The sequence below is a fragment of the Methylocystis rosea SV97 genome (genome assembly GCF_000372845.1).
Classification (GTDB): Bacteria; Pseudomonadota; Alphaproteobacteria; order Rhizobiales; family Beijerinckiaceae; genus Methylocystis; species Methylocystis rosea.
In genome coordinates, this window is record NZ_KB889964.1 from 150531 (window position 1) to 162088 (window position 11558).

At 60.6% G+C, this 11558-nt stretch carries 9 protein-coding genes and 3 pseudogenes; 5 read left to right on the plus strand and 7 right to left on the minus strand.

Annotated features, from left to right (window positions below):
- Positions 1-36: 36 nt before the first annotated feature.
- Positions 37-411, minus strand: coding sequence for a phasin family protein (locus tag A3OO_RS0119720; protein ID WP_018409572.1), 375 nt, complete (start codon positions 409-411; stop codon positions 37-39).
- A gap of 621 nt (positions 412-1032) precedes the next feature.
- Here A3OO_RS0119720 and A3OO_RS23270 point away from each other — a divergent pair.
- Both A3OO_RS23270 and A3OO_RS24890 read left to right on the plus strand, forming a co-directional pair.
- Positions 1033-1353: pseudogene (locus A3OO_RS23270) on the plus strand (phosphate acyltransferase); the annotation flags it as partial.
- Between the two features lie 92 nt (positions 1354-1445).
- Positions 1446-1547: a ParB N-terminal domain-containing protein gene (locus A3OO_RS24890; RefSeq protein ID WP_425338982.1), complete on the plus strand. Its 102-nt coding sequence runs from the start codon at positions 1446-1448 to the stop codon at positions 1545-1547.
- Positions 1548-1709: 162 nt separating this feature from the next.
- On the opposite strand, the gene A3OO_RS0119735 is transcribed toward A3OO_RS24890, so the two are convergent.
- A complete protein-coding gene (locus tag A3OO_RS0119735) occupies positions 1710-2192 on the minus strand; it encodes a response regulator (protein ID WP_245257237.1) in 483 nt (160 codons plus the stop codon).
- A 124-nt stretch (positions 2193-2316) separates the two neighbouring features.
- On the opposite strand from A3OO_RS0119735, the gene A3OO_RS22315 reads away from it, so the two are divergent.
- A complete protein-coding gene (locus A3OO_RS22315) occupies positions 2317-3453 on the plus strand; it encodes a sensor histidine kinase (RefSeq protein ID WP_245257238.1) in 1137 nt (378 codons plus the stop codon).
- 126 nt (positions 3454-3579) lie between these two features.
- Positions 3580-4082, plus strand: a pseudogene (locus tag A3OO_RS24440) (ISKra4-like element ISMet1 family transposase); the annotation flags it as partial.
- Between the two features lie 17 nt (positions 4083-4099).
- Here the strand turns inward: A3OO_RS24440 and tnpC are convergent.
- The 3 genes from tnpC to tnpA all read right to left on the minus strand — a co-directional run bounded on the left by tnpC (position 4100) and on the right by tnpA (position 6484).
- Positions 4100-5629, minus strand: a complete 1530-nt coding sequence (gene tnpC, locus A3OO_RS0119755; protein WP_018409553.1) for an IS66 family transposase — start codon at positions 5627-5629, stop codon at positions 4100-4102.
- Positions 5630-5696: 67 nt separating this feature from the next.
- Positions 5697-6053, minus strand: a complete 357-nt coding sequence (gene tnpB / locus A3OO_RS0119760) for an IS66 family insertion sequence element accessory protein TnpB (RefSeq protein WP_018409578.1) — start codon at positions 6051-6053, stop codon at positions 5697-5699.
- On the minus strand, positions 6050-6484 hold the full coding sequence (tnpA, locus tag A3OO_RS0119765) for an IS66-like element accessory protein TnpA (RefSeq protein WP_026223174.1): 435 nt from the start codon (positions 6482-6484) through the stop codon (positions 6050-6052). Before tnpA ends, tnpB begins: the two co-directional genes overlap by 4 nt.
- 80 nt (positions 6485-6564) lie before the next feature.
- On the opposite strand from tnpA, the pseudogene A3OO_RS23280 reads away from it, so the two are divergent.
- Positions 6565-6950: pseudogene (locus A3OO_RS23280) on the plus strand (ISKra4-like element ISMet1 family transposase); the annotation flags it as partial.
- 42 nt (positions 6951-6992) lie between these two features.
- Here the strand turns inward: A3OO_RS23280 and A3OO_RS0119770 are convergent.
- Together A3OO_RS0119770 and A3OO_RS0119775 are read right to left on the minus strand one after the other, a co-directional pair.
- Positions 6993-8198 (minus strand): GGDEF domain-containing protein, encoded by a 1206-nt coding sequence (locus tag A3OO_RS0119770; RefSeq protein ID WP_026223180.1) that lies wholly within the window; start codon positions 8196-8198, stop codon positions 6993-6995.
- Positions 8199-8629: 431 nt separating this feature from the next.
- The gene (locus A3OO_RS0119775) at positions 8630-10921 is read right to left on the minus strand and encodes a copper-transporting P-type ATPase (RefSeq protein ID WP_018409580.1); all 2292 of its coding nucleotides are present in this window, start codon (positions 10919-10921) and stop codon (positions 8630-8632) included.
- Positions 10922-11558: the final 637 nt, after the last annotated feature.

Here is an 11558-nt window from a genome sequence, read left to right on the forward strand (position 1 = left end):
TCATTATGCGATCATGCATCTCGTCGATGCCTAAGATCAGCTCTGCCTCGCCGCAACCGGCGCATTCGACGGGGGAGCGGAAGCCCACGGCATTACAGGCGATGCGGCTTTGAGCGGCTTGAAGGCTTCCTTAGCGAGGTTGGAATACATTTCGCCAACCTTGGTGGCTTGCGCAACGAAATCTTCATAGGCGGCTTTGGCGAAATCCGAATGCAACTGGATCGCTTCGTCGAACTTCTTCACGCCCATCAGCTTTTCGAAGTGCACGCGGCATTTCTCGAAGGCCTGCTTGGAATAGTCCGTCGTTTCCGTCGCGATGGCCTGTAGCGCTTTGGCCGCTGACTCGTTCGACGCGGTAATGGTCTCGAATGGATTGGACAGTGTCGGCATCTCGTTGAAGGCCGTAGACATTTTGTGTCCCCACTTTTTGTTCCTGTGCGCCCGGGTGAATCCCGGTCGCCATGCCTGGTCTACATGGGGTGCGCTGCACAACATTCCTATTGCGGCGCAAAAATAAAAGCTGGTTGCCCGCCTGAGATGAGGCCAAAGCGCATAGGTGCAAAGAACTCGGATGAATACACGTCGCCGTCTTGCATTTGCGGCCACGCTTGCATTTGCCGAGGAGACGCCAACTGAGGTTGATGCACCGGTGCTCTCACCGGCTAAGCGTTAGTCAGTACTGAGTAGCTCGGTCAGAGATGGCCGGGCTTTTTTTCTTCAAGCGCCGGGCTTCGCAGCCTCCGTCGACGCCCGCGCGATTGCCTGCGCGACGGCCGCCAATTATTTGGCGGATATCCCCGCGACAGTGACTTGACCTGTCGTTTGTGACGCGCGCCTCACACCCGGCCCGTTGGTCCAGGTTGCTCGGACCAATCGAGGCCGAGTTCCTCGCAGTGTCGCAGGCGTCGCCATGAAGGGTGCGCGCGTCCTCTTCTGGATCGCCATCGCACTCTTCGCTGTCTCCTTACTCCCTGGCATTATCAGACGCTCGTAGAATTCGCCGGCGTTTGCTCGGCCTCGCCGACGATTGCCGCCCTGATGAAGGGCGCGCTGCACACCGACGAGTTGATGAGCGCCATCGTGCGGGAGGGGACTGGCCTGCGCACGGAGCGGCGCATCAGTCATGTCTTCGTGTTGGACGTGCCGACCTATTGCAAACCGCTGCTCATCACCGACGCAGCGATCAACATATCGCCCTGCCTCGATGACAAGCGCGACATTATTCGAAACGCTATCGATCTTGCGCACGCCATCGGAATTGCGCGACCCAAAGTCGCGATTCTCTCGGCCGTGGAGACGGTGGAGGCGAAAATCCCCTCGACGATCGAGGCGGCGGCCCTGTGCAAGGCCGCGAGATTCCGGCTGTGTTCGCCAACATCGTCGAACGCGCCGGCTGAGGAGGGGGATCGATGGCTGGCTGGGTTTCGGGGCGTTACTTCACCATCATGGGCGCGCGCCGGTTTAGGGCAGCGCGACTATCCGGCCTCGACTCAGTGCCCGCCATCGTGCTCCCATGTGAACACGTCCACACGCCGCGCTTGGCTTAAGCGTATCCGTGAACTTAGCGACGCTTTCCGGCGGGGCTTGGGCAGCGACGGCCGCCGTTTGATGACGACTAAAAGCCTCCGGACCTTGGTTCGGTCAATTGCGGCACAAAGCGGGAATCGGAGAGGCGGAGCGAGAGCGCCATCGGCGAGTCTGAACTTGTGCTATGCTGATTGGTTCGTCGATTTCTCGACGATTTCTCGAGCGATCGCCAGTAGGGCTTCGGCGCTATCGGGCTTGACGAAGACCTTTTCAGCTCCCGCCTGCATGGCTTCGGCATGGATGGCGCTCTCAGTGGAGGTGGTCAACACGAAGACGCGCAGGTCCTTCAGGAGCAGAGACTGACGGAGCGACCGTAAGAATTTGATTCCATCAAGTCGGGGCATGTTGAGATCGAGCACCAGGACATCGGGGAGTTTGTCCATGAGGTCCTGTCGCGACACCAGATAGATCGCGTCGAGTCCATTCCCGATCTGTTCGCAAACGATATCAAAGCCCAGAGCAAGCTGGACTCCTTCGAGCGCTCGCGTGAACAGAAAAACGTCATCGAGGTCGTCCTCAATGAGCAAAACCCGGACTAGCCTTTTCTTTGTTTCAATGGCCGGCATATGAAGCACCATCTCTTCTTGGTCTTGAGCACTCGACATGGTCTGCGCTCGAAACCTTAAACAGCGTCGCTGGAGGCTTTCAAGCTAACATGGACGAACCGCAAGAGAGCACGCTGGGGTAAAACATATGCGACCGAACGGCATAGGCAACGATAGCTTCCGCTTGGCGGTCGAGGCTTCTCCTGCAGCCATGATCATGACAAGCCTTGACGGCCTCATCGAATTCGCCAATGCCGAGACGGAACGAATGTTCGGCTACGCCAATGACGACTTGATCGGGCGATCAATCGATGTTCTCGTTCCAGCACGCTTGCGAGGCAATCACGCCGCGTTAAGACGAAGCTTCTTTGCCGATCCGAGCAAGCGGCCAATGGGCGCTGGTCGCGATCTTAAGGGAGTACGCAAGGACGGAACAGAGTTCCCGGTCGAAATTGGGCTGACGCCGATCGAAACCAAGGCTGAACTAATCGTCCTGGCCACGGTCGTCGATATTACTCCGCGCCGCGAAGCGGAAAACGCCCTGGCGCAGCATGCCAGCGAACTCGAGCGCGCCAATGCACGCCTCTTGCAGTTCGCCTATGTGGCGTCGCATGACCTTCAAGAGCCGTTGCGCAAGATCGCGGTCTTTGCGGATCTACTGGAGGAAGCTGTTAGGAACTCCAATCAAGCAGACATAAAACGTGCGGCCAAAGTCCTAAGGACTTCCGCGCTGTGTGCCCGCGAGCTCGTCGACGATGTCCTCATCTTCTCCCGCGCGGTCAACAGCGAACCCCAGTTCGAAACCCTGAATCTTCGGGAGGAGGTTGAACTCGCCCTGACCAACCTGTCGGAACTAATCAATGAAGCTCAGGCTCGGATAAATATAGAACTTTCAGGCTTTGCGATCAGAGCCGATCGATCGCAATTCTCCCGCTTGCTGCAGAATATCGTTTCGAATGCGATCAAATACCGTAAGCTTGGAAAGATTCCGAGGATAGAGATTTCCGCCGTTCCCATTGACTTGTCCCATGTGCGCCTTGCGATCGCCGATGACGGAATTGGCTTCGAAGAGAAATACGCTCGAGACATTTTCGAGCCCTTCAAGCGACTCCACAGCAAGGCCTACTATCCAGGCACAGGAATCGGACTAGCGATCTGCAAAACGATCGCTGACCACAACGGATGGCGGATAGAAGTTAGGTCTCAGCTTGGTGTGGGAACGATCTTCTTCGTAACGCTTCTTTTGGATAAGCCACTTGAGCGACCGAGCCAGCCTGTCGAGTTTCCAGATCACGCAATGAGCAAGAGCCAATTTCCATAACCGGCGTTTATGCGAACAGCAGCCCTTCTGGGGTGGGGTACGCCGCGGGACCGTAAAACTAACTGGGTTACGGCGGACGTTTACGATTTCCGACGCAAGAAATGGCCGACCCTGCGGAGGACGGCAATGCGCTGGAAGATCATGATTGAAGGCTTGGACGAATTCAGCGGATGCGGCACTGCTGAGATGGTAATCGAAAAGCCGTTCAATCGGCTGTCGGAGGGCGAACTCGGTTTTTCAATTTCGGATGGCAAGTCGATCATGGCGTTATTGCAGCAGCTTGTGGTGAAGCAGCAATGCGAGGCCTACGTCCTGACGAGGCAGTATTGCACCGATTGCAAGACGTTCGGCGCATCAAGGATTATGGCAAGCGCAAGATCCGGACGGTCTATGGACGTGTCGAAGTCAGCAACCCGCGGATCATGAATTGTCGGCGCTGTCTTCCCTATTTTTGTGACGCTTCGGCCGTTTTGCGCGATATCTGCCCCGATCAGGCGACGCCGGAGTTGATGGAATTGTCGGCTCGCATGGGCAGCATGATGCCCTACCGAAAGGCAGCGGATGTGCTGGCGGAGTTTCTCCCGATCCCTTCAACGGAATCGTTCATGACCCTGCGTCACCGAACGATGAAACGTAAGCGCTGTTTTCAGGCCACGTCTTTGAGAGCGACCGGCTGCGCGTAGGCCCATGGCATGAGCTCGTCGATCTTGCTCGCGAGATGTCCGTCGATCTTCGCGAGGACATCGGCCATATAGGCCATCGGATCGACGCCGTTCAGTTTGCAGGTCTCGATGAGCGACGCGACGATCGCCCAGTTCTCGGCCCCGCCGTCGGAGCCGGCGAAGAGCGCGTTCTTGCGATTGAGCGCGATGGGGCGGATCGCGCGCTCGACGATGTTCGAGTCGATCTCGATGCGCCCGTCGTCGATGAAGCGCGTCAGGCCGTCCCAGCGCGAGAGCGCGTAGCGGATCGCCTCGGCGAGCTTGGTCTTCTGGCTGATCAGCGCGAGCTTTTCACGCAGCCATGGCTCGAGGGCGTCGAGGATGGGGCGGGATTTTTCCTGTCGCGCCGCGCGCCGATCATCCGGGCTCCGACCTTTGATGTCGCTCTCGATGGCGTAGAGCGCGCCGATGCGCGCCAGCGCCTCGCTGGCGATCGGCGCAGGACCTGCCGCGGCGAGTTCGTAAAAGCGCCGGCGAACGTGAGACCAGCAGAAGGCGAGCGACACGCTGTTCTTCTGCGCCAGCGCGCGATAGCCGGCGTAACCGTCGACCTGCACGACACCCGTGAAGCCGGCAATGTGCGTGAGCGGCTGCTCGGACTTTCGGTTTTGCGCATAGACATAGACGGCGATCGGCGGATCGGCGCCGCCCCATGGCCGGTCGTCGCGCGCATAAGCCCAAAGTTGGCCGGTCTTGGTGCGCCCGCGCCCGGGGTCGAGCACCGGCGCCCTTGTCTCGTCGGCGAAGATTTTTGTCGACGACCTGATGTGTTCCAGAAGCCGCTCATGCACGGGCCGCAAATGCCAGGCGGCGCGGCCAACCCAGTCGGCGAGCGTCGAACGGTCGAGGGCGATCCCCTGCCGGGCGTAAATCTGGGCCTGGCGATACAGCGGAAGATGATCGGCGTATTTGGAGACGAGCACATGGGCGACGGTCGCCTCGGTCGGCAGTCCGCCTTCGATCAACCGCGCCGGGGCCGGCGCCTGCACGATTGCGCCCTCGCAGGCGCGACAGCCGTATTTGGGACGCCGCGTCACCAGCACGCGGAACTGCGCCGGGACGACGTCGAGCCGCTCGGAGACATCCTCGCCGATCCGGTGGAGCGCGCCCTTGCAGCAGGGACAGGCCTTCTCGTCGATGTCGACGATGGTTTCGATGCGCGGCAGATGCGCCGGCAGCGCGCCACGGTTCGTGCGGCGCTTTCTGGCCGCCTTCTCGCGTTCGGCGGCGGATTTTGCTTCCGTCGCCGCCGCCGCGCCGGCTTCCGTCTGCTCGACCTCTTCGAGCGCGAGCAGCATCTGGTCTTCGGGAAGCGTTTCGGCGCGCCGTCCGAAGCGATGGCGCTGCATCTCCTTGATGATCTGAACGAGGCGCTCGTTGCGCGCCCGCTCGGCGAGGAGCATCGCCTTCAGTTCGTTCGGATCGTCGGGAAGCGTCTCGATCGCCTGCGCCATAAACGCAGAAGACCATATTTTCCGCCGTCTTTCGACGCTCTTCGACGCCCTGATTCACTGTGTCGCATCATCCCGGCAAGGTCGGCGCCGACGTCTCCTTCGCGCCGTGGACGCGGCGCCAGTCGAGCCCCTCGAGCAGCGCCGAAAATTGCGCCGCCGACAATCGCATGGCGCCGTCATCGATCTTGGGCCAGCGGAACTCGCCGTCCTCCAGTCGCTTGGCGAAGAGGCATACGCCCGTGCCGTCCCAGAACACGAGTTTAACCCGATCCGCGCGCTTGGCGCGGAAAACGTAAATCGCGCCGTCGAAGGGATCGGCCTGCATCGTCTCGCGCACCAGCGCCGCGAGACCCTCCGCGCCCTTACGGAAGTCGACGGGCTTCGTCGCCACCATGACGCGAACCGCGCCCGTCGGGCCGATCACTTTGCGCCTGGCGAGGTTCGCAAGGCGTGCAGGATCGCCGTTGCCATGCCGATGTCCGCATCACGCCAGATCCACACATGCGCCTCGCCGATCTCGATCTCCACGACGGGAGCGGCGGGCTCCGCCTTCGGCCCACGCGCCGCCGCGTGCACAGCGGTGACGGCGTTCTCCGCAATTGCCGGAACAAATGGCGGGGCGCCCGCCGCCTCTGCCCTCCGGCGCGCCTCCCTTCGCCAGGTGAACAGTTGCTGTGGCGTAGCGCCATGTCGACGCGCGACCTGCGAGACGACCGCGTCAGGAGCCAGCGACTCTTCGACTGCCAGCGCCTTCTCCCCTTCGGACCACCGGCGCCGCCCGCCAGCTCCAGTGATCACCTCGATGCGCCGTAACCCGGAGCCGTTCGGCTCAATCGAAGGATCAAGTCTAGACACGAGCCTTATCTCCAAATCAGGAGATCAGACTCGCCGCTTTCATCTCGCGTTTGAAGGTGGGGCCGTAACAGCGCTTACGGATTAAACTGGGTGAACCGCTGGATGAGAAGGCGCGCCAGCGCGCATGGTTCGACCCGCCATCATCATCCGAACACAAGCAATCTGAGCTCGATCTCCCCAACGATCCGGAGCGAGAATTTGTCGTGAGCATCGACACGGCGCATGTACGCTGCAGCCGGTCAGAAAAGGCACGGACATTTGAGATCGCTGTCGCCCGCTGCGGCTGTGGCCGGCGAGGCTCGCCGCCCGGTCACTACTTTGCGACAGCGGACATGTCGAAGCACGAATTGCGATCACGGGCGCTTCAAGCGCTCCAACACGAAGATACGTTGGGCGAGGCGAAGTGACCGCAATCTCCGACGGGGCCGAGATCATGAAAAGGCTTCGAAGGGTCGCCGTCAAGCCGCGAGGATTCGGAGTTGTAGACGATCGGCCACCGTGAGGGGCGCTATTGCGTGCTGGGACTTATGCCACGCGCCGTCGGCGCAATGCGGCGTGACTGATCCTCCTTAAGGCGGGCATGCAGCACGCGCACCTGCCGTTGCACCTTCGCCTCATAAAGCGCTTCGTCGGCCACAGCGAGAAGAGCCTCGGCGTCTGCGCCATGTTCCGGCACCAGAGCTACGCCGACGCTTACGCCGATCGTCGCACGAACGCCGTCGCCGAGGTCATAGGGCGCTGATATAGAATTCGTCAGCCGGTGACTCAGCTCCGCCGCCTGCTCGCTGGTCAAGCCCTTGGCGAGCACCACGAATTCATCGCCGCCAATTCGCGCCGCCACGTCGGTCGCGCGCAAGGAATGGCGGAGGCGCTCCGCGACCGATTTGAGCAGCCTGTCTCCGGCGGCGTGTCCGTACGTATCGTTGACGCCTTTGAAGTTGTCGAGATCGAGAAAAAGGACAGCCAGAGCGCCGTCGCGCGGCGGCGCGCCTTTCAGGTTCTCGTCGACGGCGGCGGCAAGTCCGACGCGATTCGACAACCCGGTCAGCGAGTCGTGCTTCGCGCGATGGTCGTTCTCGCGCTCCCCGCGCATCGTCGCGACCAACATCTTGTTGAGAGTAAAGGCGGCAGCGCTCATTGCCATGAGATAAAGCGGCACCTCCAGCAAGACCACATAGAGCAAAGGCTCGCTCGCGATGATGACCGCGGGAACAAATGGGCCCAGACTGAGCAGCATCATCGCGGTCGCGAGGCGTGGCGCGCTGAAAGTCCGAAAACAGACGCCGCCGACCATCGCCGTGGCAGACGAACAGGCGACTGTGGCGACCACCCAGTCGCCCAAGGTCAGGCTGACAAACCCGCCATAGCCGATGCTGGCGCTCCACAACAGGCCGAGCCAGAGATAGAGGTTCGTCGGCGTCAAGCGACGCTCCGAGGCGGCGCGGCGCGCGAACAACAACACCGTAAGCCGCGACGCGCAGATCACGACCTCAAGGATGAGCCAAAAGATGAACGGCGGCGTCGGCTGTCGAATGGCGATGGCGGCCGCCACTGCAATCGTATTGATGACGCCGGCGGCGAAAACAGGAAGAGTCCCGAACAATCCGCCAATCAACGCCACTTGAATGTCACGGGGCGCGCCTGGACCCGGGTTGACGAGCCAGCGCATTGCAGGCCCGCAGGGCAAACTGTATGTTCTGAGGACGTCCCGCATCGGGCTTCCTGGCCGACATTAAGAAGCCGACATTAAGAAAAAACTGCCGAGTTTAAGACCCCGATTTGGATGCCATCCTCTGCCTATTTGGAGCCTTTGACAAGGCCTCGCGGTCACGGAAAGCACAACGGCTGGTGCCGTCGTTCTGACAAGGGAAACAGCCAAGTTGCCTGTCATCTGGACGCACTCCTCCCGTCCTTTGGCTCGAACTCATGACGCGGGAACGCTTTACGCCGTCGACAAGACTGGCGGCGGCCCAAATCAGAGTTCATCCGGCGAATGCGGGTTAAAATGTTTGCTCTCATGACACGGGCGAGAGTTCCGCAAATGACGGATGCTTCTTGAGTTGTGCGTGGCAAAGTGGTGACAGAACAGCCGGCGCTGTGGGAGTGGTGACTGCCTCCGCACCGAATAGTCCTATAGCCCTCTGCTTAGGTCGAATATGGCGGCATCTCAATTTTTCTTTCGGGGTCCAGTTCGGCTCGCCTTAGTCGCAGGGAATTGACGACGACGCTGACTGATGACAGCGCCATCGCCGCGGCGGCGATCGTCGGCGATAAGAGTAGCCCGAAGATCGGATAGAGCGCGCCAGCCGCAATGGGCACGCCCGCGGCATTATAAATGAATGCAAAGAACAGATTCTCGCGGATGTTGCGCATCGTTGTCTTGGAGAGGCGTCGGCCAAGCACGATGCCTCCGAGATCGCCCTTCAGCAAAGTCACCCCCGCGCTTTCGATCGCGACATCGGTTCCGGTTCCCATGGCGATGCCAACATCGGCGGCGGCCAAGGCAGGTGCATCATTCACGCCGTCTCCCGCCATGGCGACGATTCGACCCGCCTCACGCAAGCGGGTCACGACTTTGCTCTTGTCCTCGGGGAGGATCTCAGCTTCGATCTCGCCGATCCCCAAGCGTTTGGCGACGGCGCGCGCCGTTGTCCAGTTATCGCCGGTCAGCATCACCACGGCGACGCCATCTTCGCACAGCGATTGCAGCGCGGCTTCCGTCGTCGGTTTAATCGGATCGGCAATGGCAATGACGCCAGCAATCTTTCCGTTGATCGCCACGAAGATCGCTGTCGCGCCGTCTTCCCGCAGGCGCTCAGCGTCGCTATCGAGCGGCGTCGCATCGACGCCGAGCTCCACGAGATATCGACGATTGCCGATCGCGACCGCATCGCCTTCGACCCGGCCGATGACGCCCTTGCCCACGGGGGAATCGAAATCCGTCGCGCCCTTGAGCGCGAGCCCGCGCTCGGCTGCCGCCTGAACGATCGCCAGCGCCAGCGGATGCTCGCTGGCGCGTTCAAGACTCGCCGCCGTCGCCAACAGATCTTCCTCGGAGATTCCGGCGACGGCGAGGATGGCCGTTACGCGCGGCTTGCCTTCGGTGAGCGTCCCGGTCTTGTCCACAACCAGCGTGTCTATTTTTTCCAAGCGCTCCAGCGCCTCGGCGCTTTTTATCAGCACGCCCGACTGCGCGCCACGTCCCACACCGACCATAATCGACATCGGCGTCGCAAGACCGAGCGCGCAAGGGCAGGCGATGATGAGGACGGAAACGGATGCAACGAGCCCAAAAGTCATACGTGGTTCCGGTCCCCACATTGCCCAGGCAAGAAATGCAAGAACGGCGATGAGAATGACGGCGGGCACGAACCATCCCGCCACTTGATCGGCGAGGCGCTGTATTGGCGCGCGGCTTCTCTGCGCGGAAGCGACCATCTCGACAATCCTTGAGAGCACGGTGTCGCGGCCAACCTTCTCCGCGCGCATCACAAAGCCGCCAGTCTGATTAAGCGTGCCGCCGATGACTCTGTCGCCTGCAATCTTCGTCACCGGCATGGATTCGCCGGTGACCATGGACTCATCGACCGAACTGCGGCCCTCGACGAGTTCGCCGTCCACAGGAACCTTTTCTCCTGGACGGACGCGCAGGCGCTCGCCGACCTTCACAAGATCCAGCACAACTTCTTCGTCGGATCCGTTAGCGTTAATCCGAGTCGCCATTTTTGGCGCGAGATCGAGGAGCGCGCGTATGGCGCCGCCGGTCTGTTCCCGCGCGCGCAATTCAAGAACTTGTCCAAGCAGAACAAGGACGGTGATAACCGCCGCCGCCTCGAAATAGATCGGGACAGAGCCATCGAGGTTGCGGAATGCCGGCGGGAAGAGCGACGGCGCCAATGTTGCGATGACGCTGTAAATCCAGGCGATGCCCGTTCCCATGGCGATGAGCGTGAACATATTCAGATTACGTGTCACGAGCGATTGCGCGCCTCGAACGAAAAACGGCCAGCCAGCCCAAATCACGACCGGCGTCGCCAAAATGAGCTGAAGCCAGTTCGACGCCTGCGGCGCTAGCAAGTGATGGAGATTGAATAAATGTCCGCCCATCTCCAAGACGAGCACCGGCGCCGCCAACGCCAGCCCGATCCAGAACCGCCTAGTCATGTCGACGAGTTCGGCGTTCGGTTCGGCTTCGGTCGAAGCGACGAGTGGCTCAAGCGTCATGCCGCAGATTGGACAATTTCCGGGCCCGATCTGACGAATCTGCGGATGCATCGGGCATGTGTAGATAACGTCCGCTACATGGGATGGGTCTTGATGCGCATCCTCGATTGTGACACCGCCACGGGCCGTCTTCGATTCCTCATGCGAGGCGCGATCATGCCGATGCTCGTGGGCCACTCGGTTCATCCTTCCTTGCGCCGTCAGAAGCGGCATCGTAATTGATCTAGGCGTCCTTTGCGCAAGGTCGATCGTCGTTGCTCACTCGGCAATACGGCCGCCCCGCTTCCAGAAATGGCGGTTCCTTCAGTCACGGCCTCGACACCATTGGCTGCGGAGGCTCCCGCTCGACCGATGTCGTCGTGTATCGTCGCTCGAAAAGATCAACAACGCAAAGTTTAACGGCGGAACTGCAAGTCACTGGATGCGGTCCGCCATTTTGCTCGACGGTTTATGAGGGGCGCGGACTCCTTGGATGATATCACGCCGATGAGACCTTCCGCGCCTCGTACTTTTGCCTAAGGAACACGGCCCGACAGCAAATCGATGGTCGGACCGTTCCATTATTGTCGACGACAATTACCGTACGTCAGCTTCGCATCGAATATGCGTTCAATCACGAAGCTCTCTCCATCAGCGACAGACCCACACCCATTTTCCATGATGGCGGTGCCAGCACACATTATGTCTGTGTTGGCCAGGAGTGCTCCAATCACGATGCATGTGACGGCCATGCCCGCCGGGGACCATTCCGTGAGTCTGCGGGTCGTGCTCCTGGAGCTCTTGGGCCATCGCGGGAACGGATAGGGCCAGCATCGTCGCTAAGGCAATAGAGAGTCTAAGCATTAGTCTT